Annotated in this window: 11 protein-coding genes and 1 rRNA gene; 4 read left to right on the top strand and 8 right to left on the bottom strand. The window is 73.2% G+C overall.

Going from position 1 to position 17,291, the window contains the following annotated elements; translation table 11 throughout:
• The 5 genes from ACFVVA_RS22215 to ACFVVA_RS22195 form a co-directional block, all read right to left on the bottom strand.
• A 16S ribosomal RNA gene (locus ACFVVA_RS22215) occupies positions 1 to 92 on the bottom strand; the annotation flags it as partial.
• Positions 93 to 624: 532 nt separating this feature from the next.
• Entirely contained in the window at positions 625 to 1,299 is a 675-nt protein-coding gene (locus ACFVVA_RS22210; RefSeq protein ID WP_387691879.1) for a nucleoside/nucleotide kinase family protein, read from the bottom strand.
• Between the two features lie 76 nt (positions 1,300 to 1,375).
• The gene (locus tag ACFVVA_RS22205) at positions 1,376 to 2,332 is read right to left on the bottom strand and encodes an LD-carboxypeptidase (RefSeq protein ID WP_387691877.1); all 957 of its coding nucleotides are present in this window, start codon (positions 2,330 to 2,332) and stop codon (positions 1,376 to 1,378) included.
• Positions 2,333 to 2,490: 158 nt separating this feature from the next.
• Positions 2,491 to 3,636, bottom strand: a complete 1,146-nt coding sequence (gene trpS, locus ACFVVA_RS22200) for a tryptophan--tRNA ligase (RefSeq protein ID WP_387691875.1) — start codon at positions 3,634 to 3,636, stop codon at positions 2,491 to 2,493.
• Between the two features lie 179 nt (positions 3,637 to 3,815).
• Positions 3,816 to 5,390 carry an APC family permease gene (locus tag ACFVVA_RS22195; RefSeq protein ID WP_387691892.1) on the bottom strand — a complete coding sequence of 525 codons (1,575 nt, stop codon included), beginning with the start codon at positions 5,388 to 5,390 and terminating at the stop codon, positions 3,816 to 3,818.
• A 324-nt stretch (positions 5,391 to 5,714) separates the two neighbouring features.
• Here ACFVVA_RS22195 and ACFVVA_RS22190 point away from each other — a divergent pair, with 324 nt between their 5' ends.
• Together ACFVVA_RS22190 and ACFVVA_RS22185 are read left to right on the top strand one after the other, a co-directional pair.
• Complete coding sequence (locus tag ACFVVA_RS22190) at positions 5,715 to 6,830, top strand: ABC transporter substrate-binding protein (protein ID WP_387691873.1); 1,116 nt, start codon at positions 5,715 to 5,717, stop codon at positions 6,828 to 6,830.
• Positions 6,831 to 7,137: 307 nt separating this feature from the next.
• Positions 7,138 to 8,355 carry a hypothetical protein gene (locus tag ACFVVA_RS22185; RefSeq protein WP_387691871.1) on the top strand — a complete coding sequence of 406 codons (1,218 nt, stop codon included), beginning with the start codon at positions 7,138 to 7,140 and terminating at the stop codon, positions 8,353 to 8,355.
• A 112-nt stretch (positions 8,356 to 8,467) separates the two neighbouring features.
• Here the strand turns inward: ACFVVA_RS22185 and ACFVVA_RS22180 are convergent, their stop codons facing one another.
• Positions 8,468 to 9,010, bottom strand: coding sequence for an NUDIX hydrolase (locus ACFVVA_RS22180; protein ID WP_387691869.1), 543 nt, complete (start codon positions 9,008 to 9,010; stop codon positions 8,468 to 8,470).
• A gap of 123 nt (positions 9,011 to 9,133) precedes the next feature.
• On the opposite strand from ACFVVA_RS22180, the gene ACFVVA_RS22175 reads away from it, so the two are divergent.
• Positions 9,134 to 10,156: an ATP-grasp domain-containing protein gene (locus tag ACFVVA_RS22175; RefSeq protein WP_387691867.1), complete on the top strand. Its 1,023-nt coding sequence runs from the start codon at positions 9,134 to 9,136 to the stop codon at positions 10,154 to 10,156.
• Between the two features lie 133 nt (positions 10,157 to 10,289).
• On the opposite strand, the gene ACFVVA_RS22170 is transcribed toward ACFVVA_RS22175, so the two are convergent.
• Together ACFVVA_RS22170 and ACFVVA_RS22165 are read right to left on the bottom strand one after the other, a co-directional pair.
• A complete protein-coding gene (locus tag ACFVVA_RS22170) occupies positions 10,290 to 14,348 on the bottom strand; it encodes an ABC transporter ATP-binding protein (protein WP_387691865.1) in 4,059 nt (1,352 codons plus the stop codon).
• Positions 14,349 to 14,619: 271 nt separating this feature from the next.
• Positions 14,620 to 15,285 (bottom strand): TetR/AcrR family transcriptional regulator, encoded by a 666-nt coding sequence (locus ACFVVA_RS22165; protein ID WP_387691863.1) that lies wholly within the window; start codon positions 15,283 to 15,285, stop codon positions 14,620 to 14,622.
• A 131-nt stretch (positions 15,286 to 15,416) separates the two neighbouring features.
• On the opposite strand from ACFVVA_RS22165, the gene ACFVVA_RS22160 reads away from it, so the two are divergent.
• Entirely contained in the window at positions 15,417 to 17,126 is a 1,710-nt protein-coding gene (locus tag ACFVVA_RS22160) for a carboxyl transferase domain-containing protein (RefSeq protein WP_387691861.1), read from the top strand.
• Positions 17,127 to 17,291: the final 165 nt, after the last annotated feature.

Raw genomic sequence — 17,291 nt, 5'->3', positions numbered from 1 at the left:
CTGATCCACCCCGAAGGGCTTCACCGTTCGACTTGCATGTGTTAAGCACGCCGCCAGCGTTCGTCCTGAGCCAGGATCAAACTCTCCGTGAATGTTTACCCGTAATCGGGTCGACACCCGCGTTGAGCGGCACGGCAACCACCGGAATAGGGCGGCCCCGCGCACTGCGTCCTCGCTAGTGTTTGTTTCAAAAGGAATCTCCAACCCCGATCAAGCGATCGAGGCCGGGGATGTCAACATATCTGGCGTTGACTTTTGGCACGCTGTTGAGTTCTCAAGGAACGGACGCTTTCTTCGGACCGCCTTCCAGCGGACCCTCCGGGCTTCGTTCTTTCGTGTTTCCAGCTTATCAGATGTTTTCCGCTCCGTTTCCGGGGCTTCGTTCATCCAACTCGCCGGTGTCTTCCGGGGCTTGACGCCCTGTCCGACGTTTCAAACTCTAGCCGATCCCCGCTCCGAAAAGCGAATCCGACCGCAATCCGATAAAACGCGCACGCCGAATAAGCACCAGGCCGTGACGCGAAAAGCGAAAACGACCGGCACGAACCGGAAATGGTGTTTCTGGGGATTGGCCGCTCCGGGACCGTCCGCGCCGATGCGTGTCCGGTGCTCCCTGCCGAGCGACTAGGAAACACTACCCCTGTCCGGGGTCGAAGGCAAGCCCGTCCCGGAGACCGTGCGGGTGCAGAGCGCCCGCCCGGGCTTCACGTACGCGCCGTTGGGGTGGTCGTTGCCGGTGACCCACTGGCGCGCGGTGGCCTCGTCGCGGCCGCCGTCGCGGTGCCGCCGGAGCAGACGCTCCTCGCGGACCTCGTCATCCGTGTGCACGTACCAGAGCTCGCGCAGGAGTCGGCGGGCATCGGACCAAGGCGTGTCGGCGGAGGCCAGGTAGTTGCCCTCGGTGATGACGAGCCGGGTGTGCGGGCGGACCACGTGGCGGGCGGCGACCGGTTCGTCCAGGGTGCGGTCGAAGTCCGGGACGTAGATGTCCTGGAACCGGTCGCCGGCGATGCGGCGCAGCAGGGCGAGGTAGCCGTGGGCATCGAAGGTGACCGGGGCGCCCTTGCGGTGGGTCAGGCCGAGGCGGTCGAGCTGGGCGCCGGAGAGGTGGAAGCCGTCGAGCGGGACGTAGGCGGCGGTGCCGGGGCCTTCGGCGCGCTCGACCTCGGCGACCAGGTGGCGGGCCAGGGTGGACTTGCCGGCGCCGGGCGGGCCGGCAAGTCCCAGGATCGTGCGGGCGTTGCTGCCCGGGCCGCGGAGGAAACCGAGGGCAAGGGCGGTGAGGCGGTCCTCGTTCATGGCCGCACCTTACTGAGCGCGCCCGTGCAACTGACCACGCCCGTGCTCGGCGCGGCCCCGTGCCCGGCGAGCCGGCTCAGCGTTCGGCGAGGGCGGGCAGGTCCAGGGTGAGGGTGCCGGCGTCGGCGTCGAGCAGGGCGGGAACGCCGAGCGGAACGGTGAGGGTGGACGGGCAGTGGCCGAAGCCCAGTTCCCAGAGCACGGGAACGCCGAGCCCGCCGAGCCGGTCGAGCATCACGTCCCGGACCCGTTCCGGCCGTCCGCAGCCCTCCCAGGAGCCGAGGGCGACGCCGGCCACGCCGTCGAGGGCGCCGGAGCGCAGGAGCTGGGTGAGCAGGCGGTCGAGCTGGTAGGGGTGCTCGTTCACGTCTTCGAGCAGCAGGATGCCTCCCTCGTACGAGGCCCGGGCGGCGGGCGTGCCGCGCTCGGCGGTGAGGACGTGGAGGCAGCCGCCGGCCGTGACGCCGTGGGCCCGGCCGGGAACGAGCGGGGCGGCGGTGGGTGACGTGAGGACGGTGACGGCGGCGGGGTCGAAGAGGGTGCGGCGGAGGTGCTCGGCGGTCGGGCCGTCGGAGACGAAGGAGGCCCCGGCGGCCAGCGGTCCGTACAGGGTGGCGAGGCCGAGGCGCTGGGCGAACGCCTCGTGCAGGGAGCTGACGTCGCTGAAGCCGATGAAGGGCTTGGGCCCTGCGGCGCGCATCGCGGTCCAGTCGAGCAGGTCGGCCATGCGGTGCACGCCGTACCCGCCGCGGGCGCAGATGACGGCGTCGACGGTGGGGTCGAGCCAGGCGTTCCGGAGGTCGGCGGCGCGGTCCGCGTCGGTGCCGGCCAGGTAGCCGAGGGAGGGGTGGGTGTCGAGGACGTGCGGGGCGACGGTGACGCGCAGCCCCCAGGAGCGGAGGATCGCGCACCCGGCGGTGAGGCGTGCCGCGTCGATCGGGCCGCTGGACGCGACGACGGCGATGTGGTCGCCGGGGCGCAGGTGCGGCGGGCGGGTCAGCCCCTGGCCGGGTGCGGTCGGGTGCTGGTCCATGGGCCGGGCCACCTTTCGGGCGCGGGAGCGGGGTGCGGGCGGTCGCACTGTGGCCGCGACCGCCCGGTGACGATATGCCCCGTGTCAAACGGCCGATGTCCGCGGGAGGCGGTCCGCTGTCCGGACGGCTTCGGCGGACTCCGGCGGGTGAGCGCTCTTCAGATGGCCGCCCCCATCACCTCCCGGACCTCGGCGAGGGTGGCGTCGGCGACGGCGTTGGCCCGCTCGGCGCCGTCGCGCAGGACCTGCCGCAGGTGGCCCCGGTCGACGGCGAGTTCGGCGCGGCGGGCGCGCATCGGTCGGAGGAACTCGTTGACGGACTCGGTGACGGTGCGCTTGAGCGCGGCAGCGCCGCCGTCGCCGATCTCCTCGGCGACGGCTTCGGGGTCGCGGTCCTGGCAGAGGGCGGCGAGCAGGACGAGGCTGGAGACCTCGGGACGGTTGACCGGGTCGTAGCCGATCCGGCGGTCGGCGTCGGTCCTGGTGCCGCGGATGATCCGGGCGGTCTCGTCCTCGGTGGCGCCGAGGGCGACGGCGTTGCCCCGGCTCTTGCTCATCTTGCCGCCGTCGGTGCCGAGCAGCATCGGGGCGTCGGAGAGCAGGGCCTGCGGTCGGGGGAAGACGGCGCTGCCGTCGGCGTGCGGGTAGCGCTCGTTGAAGCGGCGGGCGACGGTGCGGGCGACTTCGAGGTGGGGCAGCTGGTCCTGGCCGACCGGGACCAGGTCGGCCTTGCAGAAGAGGATGTCGGCCGCCTGGTGGATGGGGTAGGTGAACATCAGCCCGCTGACGGCGGCCTGCCGGGAGTGGGCGATCTCGTCCTTGACGGTGGGGTTGCGTCCCAGTTCGGCGACGCTGACCAGGCTGAGGAAGGGGAGCAGCAGCTGGTTGAGGGCGGGGACGGCGCTGTGCGGGAAGATCGTCGCCCGCTCGGGGTCGAGGCCGGCGGCGAGGTAGTCGAGGACGAGGTTCTCGGTGTGCTCGGCGAGCCGGTCGGCGAGGTCGCGATCGGTGATGACCTGGTAGTCGGCGACCACGACGAACATCTCGACTCCCTGGTCCTGGAGCCGGACCCGGTTGCGCAGGGTGCCGAAGTAGTGGCCGAGGTGGAGCGGTCCGGTGGGCCGGTCCCCGGTGAGGACGCGGTGGGCGGTCGGATCGTCGACCGGAGCGGACGGAACGGACGTGTCGGCGGCGGCGGCGGTCGCGAGAAGGGTGGTCGCGGAGGCTGTCGCGGAAGCGGCGGTCGCAGTGGTGGTCACGGCGGCGGTGGTCACGGCGGCGGTGGTCGCGGCGGTGGTGGTCAAGGTCTCTCTCCTCGGTGCGGCGGCGGTGGCGGCCGTCCGGGGCGAGGGACCCGTCCTGCGGGGAAACGCAGCAGGGCCGTCCATCCCGGACGGCCCTGGTCAGGCGAGTGTGGTGGCCGTCCTAGGACGGCCACCAGCACAGGCCCACGAAGCGCTTCATGCGGCCCACAGTAACGGTGTCAGTCCTCCACGACCAGTGCCGGGGTGTCCTTGTGCAGCGTCTCGCCGCGGAAGAACTCCGGCCGGATGAAGCCGTACCAGGTCATCAGCGCGGCGCCGAGCAGCAGGATGCCGACGCCGATCACGAAGACCGAGCCGATGCCGAAGACCGAACCGCTGCCGTAGTCGGGGTCCCAGGCGTCGGTGAGGGTCTGGAGGAAGACCGCGGTGAGCAGCACGCCGCCGAGGAGCGGGGCGGCGCCCTTGAGCAGCAGGTCGCGGACACCGCCGCGCAGCGAGCGGCGGAAGTACCAGACGCACGCGAAGGCGGTCAGCGCGTAGTAGAAGCAGATCATCAGACCGAGCGCCAGGATGGTGTCCTGGACGACGTTCTCGCTGATCAGACTCATGCCGACGTAGAAGACCGCGGTGGCGATGCCCGCCGCGACGGTGGCGTAGCCGGGGGTGCGGAAGCGCGGGTGGACGGCGCCGAAGCGCGGCGGCACGGCGCGGTAGGCGCTCATCGCGAGCAGGGTGCGGGCCACCGGGATGAAGGTGGTCTGCAGGCTGGCGGCGGCGCTGGCGACGACCGCCAGGAAGAGCAGGATGCTCCACGGCGAGCCGAGCACCGGACGGGCCAGTGCGGCGAAGACGTTGTCGGCGGTGGCCGGGTTGCCGAGGCCGTTGCCGGTGCTGCCGACGCCCGCGAACATCTGGGAGGCGATCGCGACCAGCAGGTACGAGCCGACCAGGGTGACCATCGAGATCATCGCGGCGCGGCCGGGGGTCTTGGCGCTGCCCTGGGTCTCCTCGTTCATGGTCAGGCAGGTGTCCCAGCCCCAGTACATGAAGATCGACAGCGACAGTCCGGCGGTGAACGCGCTGAACGAGCTGACCTGGAGCGGGTTGAGCCAGGAGAAGGAGAAGCCGATCGAGTCGGGCAGGTCACCGGAGGCGGCCTTACCGATGGCGATGGCGGAGAAGAGCAGCAGCACGGCCAGTTGGAGGCCGACCAGGCTGTACTGGAACCACTTGGTGGCGGTCATCCCCCGGTAGCTCATCGCGGTGGCGCCGGCGATCAGCAGGACCACGGTGAGCAGGTGGACGGCCTTGTTCTGGTCGAGTTCGGTGACCCAGCTGCTGCCGGTCATCTCCCCGAGCATCAGGTACAGGAAGTCGGTCGCGACCCCGGCCAGGTTGGAGAGCACGATGATGGTCGCCACCGTCAGCCCCCAGCCGGCCATCCAGCCGACCCGGGGGCCGAAGGCCCGGACGCCCCAGGTGAAGGACGTGCCGCAGTCCGGGAAGTCCTTGTTCAGCTCCTTGTACGCGAACGCGACGAGCAGCATCGGCAGGAAGCCCGCCAGGAACACCGCGGGCATCTGGACGCCGACCGCGGTGACGGTCGGTCCGAGTGTCGCTGTCAGGCAGTAGACCGGGGCGACCGTCGAGACGCCCAGCACCACACTGCTCAGCAGGCCGACGGAACCGCCCCGTAGACCCTTGTCCCCCGCTCCCCCAGCGGTCCCCTGACTTCCGGGGACTCCACCACTGATGCCACTGACCGGGGCACCCTGCGGAGCGCCGGGCGCCATTGCCCGGCCGCTGCTCGTGTGCTCTGAGAGCTGCTGATCAAACACCAGCGCACCCTAGAGGCGGGCATGGAAGGTTGAGTAGACCAACCCTTGGTGATCTAAACCACTCACTTCGATTCGTTCGCCCGAAGGCTGTTGGGGTTGCTGTATTTACGGCTTGTTCACCCATGTACCTTTGTTTCAAAGGAGTTGGGCCAAGAAATTTTCTCCCTTTTGCCAAGGTTCGGCATAGTTTGCCCCTCCGGCGCGGACGGCCCGCGACCCCGCCTCCATCCCATCGGATAGGTTTGCCTAACCTAAATTCGATCGTGAAAGGAGCGTCGCGTGCCCCCCACCTCCGACGACCTGGCCCTCACCCCCCGCACCGCGACCCGCCGCAGGTTTCTCACCGTCGGGATCGCCGGAGGAGCCGTGCTCGGCCTCGGCGGACTGCTCACCGCCTGCGGCAGCTCGGGCGGCGCGGGTGGATCCGGCGGCAGCGGCGGTTCGACCCCGGCCGGCGGCGGCTCCTCCCCGAACCAGAAGTCGGTCAAGCAGGGCGGCGACGACTACGCGGCCGTGATCGAGAAGATGAAGGGCTTCGGCACCGACGCGGCCCCCGGCGTCTACCCGCGCACCCTCCGGCACGCGATGGGCGAGACCGTCGTCCCGGCCAGGCCCACCCGGGTCGTGGTGCTCGACACCGGCGAGCTCGACAACGTCGTCGCCCTCGGCATCCAGCCGGTCGGCGTCGTGTACACCGACGGTTCCAAGTCCCTGCCGTCCTACCTCAAGGACAAGGCCGGCAGCCCCGCCGCCGTCGGCACCATCAACAGCCTCAACCTGGAGGCCATCGCCGCGCTCAAGCCGGACCTGATCCTCGGCAGCCAGCTGCGGGCCCAGGACCAGTACGCCCAGCTGTCCAAGATCGCGCCGACCGTCTTCTCGCTGCGCCCCGGCTACCCCTGGAAGCAGAACTTCCTGCTCAACGCGAGTGCGTTCGGCCTGGAGGCCGAGGCCAAGGCGCAGCTCGACGCGTACCAGGCGGCGGCCGCGGCGATCGGCGCGAAGCTCGGCGACAAGCGGCCCACCATCACTCCGCTGCGCTTCATGCCGGGCCGGACCCGGCTCTACGCCGAGCTCTCCTTCATCGGCACCATCCTCACCGACGTGCCGCTGCCGCAGCCCACGATCGAGCAGGTCCAGGAGCTCGCGGTGGAGGTCAGCCCGGAGCAGATCGACAAGGCCGACGCCGACTGGATCTTCTACGGCGTGTACGGAAGCCCCAGCTCGACCAACCAGGACACGGTGCTGGGCGGCGCGCTCTGGAAGACGCTCGGCGCGGTCAAGTCCGGTCAGGCCCGGCCGGTTTCGGACGAGACCTGGTTCCTCGGGCTCGGCGTCATGGCGGCGAACGCGGTGCTCGCCGACCTCAAGGGCTTTGTCGCGCCCGCTGGTTGATCTCCCGGTCGGTCCTTGACCGGCCCGAGGGCCGGTCGCTCGCCGGTCACTCGGTCGACCCCTTGACCGAGCGACCGGCCGATCGCTCGGCCGATCCCGCCCCGCAGGGCGGGATCGGGGCCCGCGGGCAGAGCGCGGCGCCGTTCCGGTCGTGTGGCAACGGTGTTCGCCCTGCGCCGTCTTGGGCGATCCGGGGTGATCCCACGACGATCCCGCGGTGGTATCGCGCACACCGTCGGGTTCGACGCTTGGAGCTGATCGCGTGGTGCGGGAGGATCGTCGGGACCGTTCCCCGAAGGGCCCGCAGATGACTTCGCTCCACCCCGCCGCAACCGACCCGTCCCTGCCCGGCCCGCCCGGGGACAGCGCCGGATCCTCTCCCCCGCCCACCGTGCCGGGCCCGCCCGCCGCGGCCGTCCCGGTGTGCTCGATCGCGACCGTCGTCGAGTCCGGTGCGCCCGCGCCCGCCTCCCCGGAGGGAGGGGCGCGCCGGACCGGCCCGCCACGCCTCGACTCGGTGCCGCAGCCGCGCAGCCGGTACGACGCGGAAGCGCCGACCGTCCCGCCGGCGGACGCGTGCCGCCGACCGGTCGCGGAGGTGCCGGCCCCGCCCGGCGCGGACGCGGAGACCGAGGACGGACCGGCCGCTCCCGGCGCATCCGCCGAGCGTGCCGCCGCGGCGCCCGACGCCCTCCACGGGCCGGACGGAGCCGAGACCGGGTTCGTCCGGTTCGGGTCCGCCACCGCACCCTCGGAGGCCGGCCCGTCCGTGCCGACGCAGCGCACGGTGCGCGAAGAGCCGCGGATCCTGGGATCCCGGCGGCCGTCGCCCTCACGGCGACTGCGCCGGATGCACCCGCAGGCCGCCCAGAGCGGACAGGGGGCGACCGCACGGGAGACGGCCGCGTCCGGCCCGACCGGAAGGAGCCTGCCGGGTGCCACCGGCCGGGCCGACCAACGGGCCGACCAATGGGCCGACCAACGCGGCGAACGGGGCGGCGCGACCGGAGCGGCGGCGCAGGGACCGTCGTCCGGAACCGGAGCTCCCCGAGCCGGAGCCCTCGATGCCGGCTCCGGAGCCGGCATCGCCATCGGGAGCTCCGCCGGGACCGACCCCGCCGCCGTCGACCGCTCTGCCGTCGACGGCACCGTCGGCCCCTCCGCCGGGGCCTCCGCCGGGGCCTCGTGGGCCGAACCGCCGCTCGGCATCCTGATCGGCGCCGGCCCGGGGCCCACCGAGGCCCTCGGTCGGCCGGAGGAACGGGCACCGGTACGGGTGGCGGCCCGGCCGATCCGGGTCGGCCGCGGCACCTGCCTGGTGGTGCTGCCCTCCTGGCGGCCCGCCATCGCCGTCTCGGTGCCGACCGAGCAGTTGCTGTCCGCGACCGGGCTCGCGGCCGACCGGCTGGTCGGCGCCCCGCTGACGGTGCTGATGAACCCCGCCGCGCTGCACGACCGGGAGCTGGAACTGCACGGCTGGGAGCCCGGTCCGGCCGCGCGGACCCGGCGCGGCGGGCGCGGGTAGCCGCTCCACCGGGCGCCGTTCGGTGCCGGGCCGTTCGGGCCCGACACGCCGGGTGGACGTGACAGGCCGGGTGGGCGTGACAGGCCGCGCGGGTCCAGCGGGCCCAGCGGCGCTAGCGGGCCCGGCGGGTGACCGGGCCGTTCGGGACGTATCCGAGGTCGACCGGCACCGGCGGTCGACCGTCCACGGCCCAGCCCGCGCGGACCGTGTCCAGCAGTCCCGGCAGCGCGGGCGGCCAGAGCGCGTCGGCGTTCTCGTCGGCGAGGTCGGCCGGGGTCCACCAGCGCCAGTCCAGGATCCGGTCGACCGCGTGCACCTCGCTGACGTCGCCGACCGGGCCGCGGTGCGGCCCGGCGGTGAGGTAGATGTGCTCGTGCTGGCGGACCGGGGTGCCGTGCCAGGTGAAGTCGTGCTCCCAGGTGCAGAGCAGCGGGCCGGGTTCGAGATCGCTCCAGCCCGTCTCCTCCCACAGCTCGCGCCGGGCGCCGTCCCACGGGGTCTCGCCCGGCTCCAGTCCGCCGCCCGGCATGGTCCAGTGCACGCCGACCTCGTCGTTGTCCGAACGGAGCAGGAAGACCGAGCCGTTCTCGTCCAGGACCACCGTGCGGGCGGCCTGCCTCGGCCTGCGCTTGCGGGTGCTCAGCAGATTTCGCATCGGGTCACTCTCGCAGTGGCCGCCCGGGGCGTCGAGCGGATTCGGCACTCCGGTCGGGTGCTCGGGTCGCCCGGTCCGTCGTGGCGGGCCCGGGATCAGCCCGCCGACCGTACGCTGACGGCCATGCCCGTACCCGCGATCATCTTCCCCGCCGATCCGCTCAACCCGCGCCGGCCCGACCCGCACTTCGCCTGGGAGGCCAGGATGCTGCGGGAGTTGGGCGGCGAGCACCATCTGGTCGACCACGACGGGCTGCTCGCCGGGCGGGCCGAGGAGGCCGTCCGACGGGTGCCGGCGGACAGCGGGCCGCTCTGGTACCGGGGTTGGATGCTGCCCACCGCCCGGTACGCCGACTTCGCCGCCGCGCTCACCACCCGCGGCGGCACCCTGCTGACCAGCGCGCCCGGGTACGCGGCGGCCCACGAACTGCCCGGCTGGTACGACGTGTTCGAGGGTGCGACGCCGGCCAGTGCGTGGATCCCGTCGGAGGGGCCGGTGGCGCCCGGGCCCGAGGAACTGGCGGAGGCCGCGGCCCGGCTCGGCGGGCACGGGCCGGCGATCGTCAAGGACTACGTGAAGTCGCGCAAGCACGAGTGGCACGAGGCCTGCTACGTGCCCGAGTTGGCCGACCTGGCGGCCGTCGGACGGGTGGTGGAACGGTTCGTCGAGCTGCAGGGCGAGTTCCTGGCGGGCGGCGTGGTGCTGCGGCGGTACGAGGAGTTCGAGGGCGCGGGCGTCCCGGCGGGGCCAGCCGGCGCGAACGGCGCCGACCGCGAGGCCGACGCGAGCGGGGTGTCCGGTGCGAGCGGAGTGTCCGGTGCCGCCGGTGCGGTCGGCCCGGAGCGCGCCGACGACGACGCGCCGGGCGGCGGCGGGCGGCCCGTGGAGGCCCGGGTGTGGTGGCTGGACGGCCGGCCCGTCCTGGTCGGGCCGCACCCGGACGCCCCGCGCCGGACCGTCGAACCCGACCTCACCGATGTCCCGGCGCTGGTCCGCAGGCTCGGCTGCCGCTTCGTCACCACCGACCTCGCCAGCCGGGCGGACGGCTCCGGCTGGCGGGTGGTCGAGGTCGGCGACGGGCAGGTGAGCGACCTGCCGCGCGGGATCGACGCCTCGGGACTGCTGGCCTCGCTGATCGCCGCCTGACGGTTCGTACGTGAAGGACCGCCGGGCGGGGCGTGGAGGTTCGGCGTCGCAGGGTTCGGGTTCGCAGAGGTTCGGGATCGTGGCCGGCCGGGGGCCGGCTTGACGCCGCCCCCCGGCCCGGGTGCGGGACGGCCTATCCGGCGGCCACGGCCTCGGCCGCCGGGTGGCCGTCGGCGATGAACGCCTGCCAGAGCCGGCTGTAGGTGCCGCCCAGGGCGAGCAGTTCGGCGTGCGTGCCGTCCTCGACTACCCGGCCGTGGTCCAGCACGACGACCCGGTCGGCACGCTCCGCGGTGGTCAGGCGGTGGGCGATGACCAGGGTGGTCCGTCCGCCGCTGAGCCGGTCCGCGGCCTGGTTGACCGCGGCCTCGGTGGCCAGGTCGAGCGCCGCGGTGGCCTCGTCGAGCAGCAGGATGTCCGGGTCGACCAGCTCCGCCCGGGCCAGCGCGATCAGCTGGCGCTGCCCCGCCGAGAGGTTGCGCCCGCGGCCGGCCACCTCGTGGTCGTAGCCGCCCGAGAGCCGGACGATCATGTCGTGCGCGCCGACCGCCCGGGCCGCCGCCTCCACCTCGGCCGCCGAGGCGCCCGGCCGGCCGTAGGCGATGGCCTCGCGGACCGTGCCCGCGAACAGGTACGCCTCCTGCGGCACCACACCCAGGCGGTGGCGGTACTGCGCCAGGTCGTAGCGGGTGAGGTCGACCCCGTCCACCCGGACGGTGCCCTCCGTCGCGTCGTAGAACCGGGCGACCAGCTTCACCAGCGTCGACTTTCCGGCGCCGGTCTCGCCGACCAGCGCCACCGTCTGCCCGGCCGGGATGTGCAGGTCCACGCCGCTCAGCACGGTCGGGGCGCCGTCCGCACCGCCGTTGTAGGCGAAGCCGACGCCCTCGAAGGAGATCTCGCCGCGCAGGCCCTTGACCACGGGGACCGGGTCGGCCGCCTCGGCGGTGGTGGTCGGGGTGCGCAGCAGCTCGCGGATGCGGCCGAGGCCCACCGAGGCCTGCTGGTACCCGTCGAACACCTGGGACAGCTGGTTGACCGGCGCGAAAAACAGGTCGATGTAGAGCAGGTACGCGACCAGCGCGCCGACCGTCAGCGTCCCGGCGTCGACCCGGGCCGCGCCGACGATCAGCACCAGCGCGGCGGCCACGCTGGAGAGGAACTGGACGAACGGGAAGTACAGCGAGATGTAGAGCTGGGCCCTGACCCGGGCCTCGCGGTAGGCGATGCCCCGGGCCACGAAGCGGTCGGTGTTGGTGTCCAGGCGGCGGAACGCCTGGACGATCCGCATGCCGGCCACGTTCTCCTGGAGGTCGGCGTTGACGGTGCCGATCAGGTCGCGGGAGCGCTCGTACTGGTCCTTGGACTTCTTGCGGAACACCAGGGTGGCGATCACCAGCAGCGGCAGGACGGCGAAGACCACCAGGGCCAGGCCGGCGTCGATGATCAGCAGGGCGGCGAAGATCCCGGCGAAGGTCAGCAGGCTGACCACCGCGGTGACCATGCCGGTCTGGAGGAAGGAGGTCAGCGAGTCCAGGTCGGTGGTCATCCGGGTCATGATCCGGCCGGTCAGCTCGCGCTCGTAGTAGTCCAGGCCGAGCCGGTTGAGGTGGGCGAAGATCTTGAGCCGGAGCGTGTAGAGGACGCGCTCGCCGGTACGGCCGCTGACCCGGTTCTCCGCGCCCTGCACCACCCAGTCCAGCAGCACCACGACGAGTGCGGTGAGCGCGGCGACCGCGACGCCGGACATCAGGCCCTTGCGGACGCCGTCGTCGATGCCGTGCCGGATCAGCACCGGCAGCACCAGTCCGGCCGCCGCGTCCAGGGCGACCAGCAGGAGGGCGATGAGCAGCGGGGTGCGGAAGGAGCGCAGGAGGCGGCGCAGGGTGAAGTCGGAGTCGCCGGCCTCGGCCTCGGCGCGGGGGACGTCCGGGGTGTCGGAGGCCGGCGGCAGGGCCGCGACCCGGTCCAGCAGGTCGGGGTCGGCGGTGCGGGCGGCCTTGGCCAGGGCGGGGGTGGGGAGGACGGGGGTCGTCCGGGTTCCGGGGGTTCCCGCGGTGTCGTCGGTGTCGTCGGTTACGGCGGTGCCGTCGGTTCCGGCGGTGCCGGGAGCGCCGTCGGTGGGAGTGCCGTCGGCGGCCCGCTGCCCGGTTGCCCGCCCGGGCTTCGCCGGGGCCGCTGCCGCGGACGCCGGTTCATCGGACGCCGGTTCGGGAGTGGAGTGCCGGTCGGCGGAGCCGGCCTCGGGGTCGGTGATCAGGGCCCGGTACTGGGGACATCGGGCTTCGAGTTCCTCGTGCGTTCCGAGGTCCAGCAGCCGGCCTCGCTCCAGGACGGCGATCCGGTCGGCGAGCTGGAGGGTCGAGCGGCGGTGGGCGATCAGCAGCGTGGTGCGGCCGGTCATCACCGAGCGCAGCGCGTCGTGGATCTCCGCCTCGATCTGCGGGTCCACCGCCGAGGTGGCGTCGTCCAGCAGCAGGATCCGGGGGTCGGTGAGGATCGCCCGGGCCAGGGCGATGCGCTGGCGCTGGCCGCCGGAGAGGGTCAGGCCCTGCTCGCCGACCTTGGTGTCGTAGCCGTCCGGCAGCGCGCGGACGAACTCGTCGGCCTGGGCGGCGCGGGCTGCGGCGACCACCTGTTCGTCCGTCGCGTCCGGACGGCCGTAGGCGATGTTGGTGCGGACCGACTCGGAGAAGAGGAAGCTCTCCTCGGGGACGATGCCGACCGTCGCGCGGACCGAGTCCAGGGTGAGGTCGCGCAGGTCGTGGCCGTACAGGCGGACGGTGCCGGAGGCGGGGTCGTAGAAGCGGGGCACCAGCTGCGCCACCGTCGACTTGCCGGAGCCGGAGGCGCCGACCAGGGCGAGGGTCTCGCCGGGGGCCAGCTTCAGGCTGAGGCCGTGCAGGACGGGGGCGGGGTGCTCGGGGTCGTAGCGGAACTCGACCCGGTCGAATTCCAGGGCGACGTCGGGGGTCCGCGGGCCGACGGGGGCGGCAGCGTCGGCGGGGGCGCTGGCGGTGGTGCCGATCGCCGGGGCGCCGGCCGGGGAGCCACCGTGCGCGAGGTCCAGGGTGCGGGCGTCCGGGCGCTCCTGGACCAGCGGGCGCTCGTCGATCAGCTGCAGGACCCGCTCGACGCCGGCCCGGGCCTGCTGGCCGACGGTGATGACCATGGTCATCATCCGCACCGGGCCGGTCATCTGGGCGACGTAGGTGGAGAAGGCGACGAAGGTCCCCAGCGTGACCCGGCCGTCGACGGCCAGCCAGCCGCCGAAGGCGAGGACGCCCACCTGGGCGAGCGCCGGGATCGCCTGCATCGCCGGGTTGTACCGGGCGTTCAGCCGGATCGACCGGAGCCGGGCCGCGAAGAGGTTGTGGGAGGCCGCCTCCAGCTTGTCGAGCTCCTGCGCCTCCTGTCCGAAGCCCTTGACCACGCGGACGCCACCGATCGCGCCGTCCACCACGCCCGCGACGGCGGCCGCCTCCTGCTGGGCGGCCCAGGTGGCGGGGAAGAGGCGCTTGCGGCTGAGCACCGAGACCCACCACAGCGCGGGGGCCATGACCAGGGCGACCAGGGTGAGCGGCGGGGACAGCCAGACCATCACGGCCAGCGACATGACGAACATCAGCAGGTAGCCGGTCATCATCGGCAGCATCGAGAGCAGGCCGTTGACCAGCTGGAGGTCGGAGGTCGCCCGCCCGATCACCTGACCGGTGTCCAGCCGGTCCTGGCGGTGGCCGTCGAGCCGGCCGAGCGAGCGGAACAGGTCGCTGCGCATGTCGTGCTGGACGTCGACCGCGAGCTGGCCGCCGTAGTAGCGGCGGACCTGGGTGCAGCCGAAGACCACGAGGGCGGCGAGCAGCAGCACCACCGCCCAGGGGGCCAGCGAACGGGTGTGGGAGATGATGACGTCGTCGATGATCAGCTTGGTGACCAGCGGCACCAGCGCGGTGACGGCCATGCCGAGGAGCGAGGCACCGAACGCGAGCAGCAGGCTGCGCCGGGACCGCCAGCTGTAGCCGACCAGACGGCGCAGCCAGCCGGCCGCCTCGGCGCCTTGGGCGGCCTCCGCGGCCGGACCGGTGTTTCCGACGGCGCTCTGCGGGCTGTCGGCGGGAGCCTCCGGGGTCGGGCCGGGGGCCGGGGGGCCGCTCGGGGATTGCTCCACCGTGGATCCGTGAGTCTCAGGCATATTTAGGGATGCTAACCATTTCGTCGGGTGGCCGCCATGGCGTTCCCGAGCCGGAGGGGTTCGGGGCCGGCCAGGGGGAGCCCCGATCATCCGGCCCGGCGGACTGGCCAACAGCCGACGGCCTGCGGTGATTCCCGGGCGGACACTCGAACGGCCCACTCCCCCGGCCGTCTCCAGGATCGCCGATGACCCCTCGCGCGCCCAGCGGCCGGGGACGGGCCGGGCGTCACCCTTTGGGACCAGGTCTCCGGACGGACTGCCGCCGAGCGCCTCAAACGCCCGCGGACGCCGAACCGTCGGCGGGGACGCCCGCCGATTCTGCGGCCGCCGCGAACGCGCCGTGGGCGAGGGCGTGGAGCAGGGCGGCCATGCCGTCGCGCTGGAGGGCGACGCGCTCGCCGTGGTCGGGGTTCGGGCCGAGGCTGTGCGGGGTCGAGTTGATCAGGCCGAAGACGGCGTGCACGGCGGCCCGCGCCACCGGCTCGGCGGCGGGGCCGGCCAGCGGCGGGTAGGCCTGCCGGACCACGTCCACCCACAGCTCGACGTAGCCGCGCTGGAGCCGGCGGACGGTGCGCCGGTCCTCCTCCTTGAGGTTCAGCAGCTCCCGGTCGTGCAGGGTGATCAGGTCCCGGTCGTCCAGGGCGAAGTCGACATGGCCGCTGATCAGCGCGTCCAGCGCGGCAGCCGGGCCTTCGCCGCCACCGGCCCGGCGGCGCCCCTCGTCCAGCAGGCGCTCGCTGATGCCGATCAGCAGGTCCGCGAGCATCGCGTCCTTGCCGGCGAAGTGGCGGTAGAGCCCGGGACCGCTGATCCCGACCGCCTTGCCGATCTCGTCCACCCCCACACCGAGGAAGCCCCGGGCCGCGAACAGCCTCGCGGCCTCCCGGCGGATCTGGTCGCGGCGGGGGAGCGCGGAGGCGGCGGGGACGTTCGGCATGCCGTCCATCGTAGACAGTCGGGTTATCGGCCGTTAACCTGGGCGCGTAAGTTAACGTTAATTAACGTGGCGATCACGGGCGGACGCACCCGGCTGCCCACCTGGTGCCGAGGGCAAGGGAGCTCTTGGGAATGGTCATCTCAACCGCCGGAACATCCACCGGCTTCCGGCTCGGCGCAGCGGCCGGCACTGCCGCGCCCGGCGCCGCACCGTCCGCGGCCGCCGCACCGGCGCCCCGGCTCGGCAGCTCCGTCGACCCGGGCTCCGAGGCCTACCGCGCGAACACCGAAGCGCACCGGGCCCTGGTCGCCGAGTTGCGCGCGAAGCTCGACGCGGCCGCCCTGGGCGGCGGTGCCAAGGCCCGCGCCCGGCACACCTCCCGCGGAAAGCTGCTGCCCCGCGACCGGGTGGACACCCTGCTCGATCCGGCCTCCCCCTTCCTGGAGCTGGCCCCGCTGGCCGCCGACGGGATGTACGACGGCGCGGCGCCCGCGGCCGGGGTGATCGCCGGAATCGGCCGGGTCGCCGGACGCGAGGTGGTGGTGGTCGCCAACGACGCCACCGTCAAGGGCGGCACCTACTACCCGATGACGGTGAAGAAGCACCTGCGCGCCCAGGAGGTCGCGCTGGAGAACCGGCTGCCCTGCGTCTACCTGGTGGACTCCGGCGGCGCCTTCCTCCCGATGCAGGACGAGGTCTTCCCGGACCGCGACCACTTCGGCCGGATCTTCTACAACCAGGCCAGGCTCTCCGCCGCGGGCATCCCGCAGATCGCCGCGGTGCTCGGCTCGTGCACGGCCGGTGGCGCGTACGTCCCGGCGATGAGCGACCAGGCCGTGATCGTCCGCAACCAGGGCACGATCTTCCTGGGCGGCCCGCCGCTGGTGAAGGCCGCCACCGGTGAGGTGGTCACCGCCGAGGAGCTGGGCGGCGGCGACCTGCACTCCCGCACCTCGGGCGTGACGGACCACCTGGCCGAGGACGACGCCCACGCCCTCTCCATCGTCCGCACGATCGTCGCCGGGCTCGGCCCGCGCGAGGCCAGGCCGTGGCCGCTCACCCCGGTCGAGCCGCCGGCCGTCGACCCGGCGGGCCTGTACGGCGCCGTGCCGGTCGACCCGCGCACGCCCTACGACGTGCGCGAGGTGATCGCCCGCCTGGTGGACGGCAGCCGGTTCGCCGAGTTCAAGGCGGAGTACGGCGCCACCCTGGTCACCGGCTTCGCCCGGATCCACGGCCACCCGGTCGGCATCGTCGCCAACAACGGCGTGCTGTTCTCCGAGTCGGCCGTCAAGGGCGCCCACTTCATCGAGTTGTGCGACCAGCGCGGCATCCCCCTCCTCTTCCTTCAGAACATCACCGGGTTCATGGTCGGCCGGCAGTACGAGGCGGGCGGCATCGCCAAGCACGGCGCCAAGATGGTCAACGCCGTCGCCTGCACCCGCGTCCCGAAGCTGACCGTGGTGGTCGGCGGCTCGTACGGGGCCGGCAACTACTCGATGTGCGGTCGGGCCTACTCACCTCGCTTCCTGTGGATGTGGCCGGGCGCCAAGATCTCCGTGATGGGCGGCGAGCAGGCGGCCTCCGTCCTCGCCACCGTCCGCCGCGACCAGCTGGAGGCGCACGGCGAGCAGTGGCCGGCCGAGGCGGAGGAGGAGTTCAAGCGCCCCGTCCGCGAGCAGTACGAGCGCCAGGGCAACGCCTACTACGCCACCGCCCGGCTCTGGGACGACGGTGTGATCGACCCGATGGACACCCGCACCGTCGTCGGTCTCGCGCTCACCGCCTGCGCCAACGCCCCGCTGGCACCGCCCGCTCCGTACGGCGTCTTCCGCATGTGATCCCGCCTCGTGTCACCCCTGCGTCCGTGCCCCCTCCCTTCCGGGTGTGACTCTCCCCGCGGCGGCGGCCCACCCCGGGCGGCGCCCCCCCCCCCCCCCCCCCCCGCCGACGTACCGCTCCCCGCCCCCCGGGGGAACGCCACCCCAGGTCGCCCCCGGTGTGGG

It is taken from the genome of Kitasatospora sp. NPDC058048, assembly GCF_042885555.1.
GTDB lineage: Bacteria > Actinomycetota > Actinomycetes > Streptomycetales > Streptomycetaceae > Kitasatospora > Kitasatospora lactacystinica.
Note: the sequence above shows the minus strand (reverse complement) of the source record. Positions and strands in the feature narration are given on the sequence as shown.

What these genes read in the sequence shown, in the direction of transcription:
- ACFVVA_RS22210 (WP_387691879.1), bottom strand. Translation starts at nt 1,299, where the DNA reads ATGAACGAGGACCGCCTCACCGCCCTTGCCCTCGGTTTCCTCCGCGGC.
- ACFVVA_RS22205 (WP_387691877.1), bottom strand. Translation starts at nt 2,332, where the DNA reads ATGGACCAGCACCCGACCGCACCCGGCCAGGGGCTGACCCGCCCGCCG.
- ACFVVA_RS22195 (WP_387691892.1), bottom strand. Translation starts at nt 5,390, where the DNA reads ATGGCGCCCGGCGCTCCGCAGGGTGCCCCGGTCAGTGGCATCAGTGGT.
- ACFVVA_RS22185 (WP_387691871.1), top strand. Translation starts at nt 7,138, where the DNA reads ATGACTTCGCTCCACCCCGCCGCAACCGACCCGTCCCTGCCCGGCCCG.
- ACFVVA_RS22180 (WP_387691869.1), bottom strand. Translation starts at nt 9,010, where the DNA reads ATGCGAAATCTGCTGAGCACCCGCAAGCGCAGGCCGAGGCAGGCCGCC.
- ACFVVA_RS22175 (WP_387691867.1), top strand. Translation starts at nt 9,134, where the DNA reads ATGCCCGTACCCGCGATCATCTTCCCCGCCGATCCGCTCAACCCGCGC.
- ACFVVA_RS22170 (WP_387691865.1), bottom strand. Translation starts at nt 14,348, where the DNA reads ATGCCTGAGACTCACGGATCCACGGTGGAGCAATCCCCGAGCGGCCCC.
- ACFVVA_RS22165 (WP_387691863.1), bottom strand. Translation starts at nt 15,285, where the DNA reads ATGCCGAACGTCCCCGCCGCCTCCGCGCTCCCCCGCCGCGACCAGATC.
- ACFVVA_RS22160 (WP_387691861.1), top strand. Translation starts at nt 15,417, where the DNA reads ATGGTCATCTCAACCGCCGGAACATCCACCGGCTTCCGGCTCGGCGCA.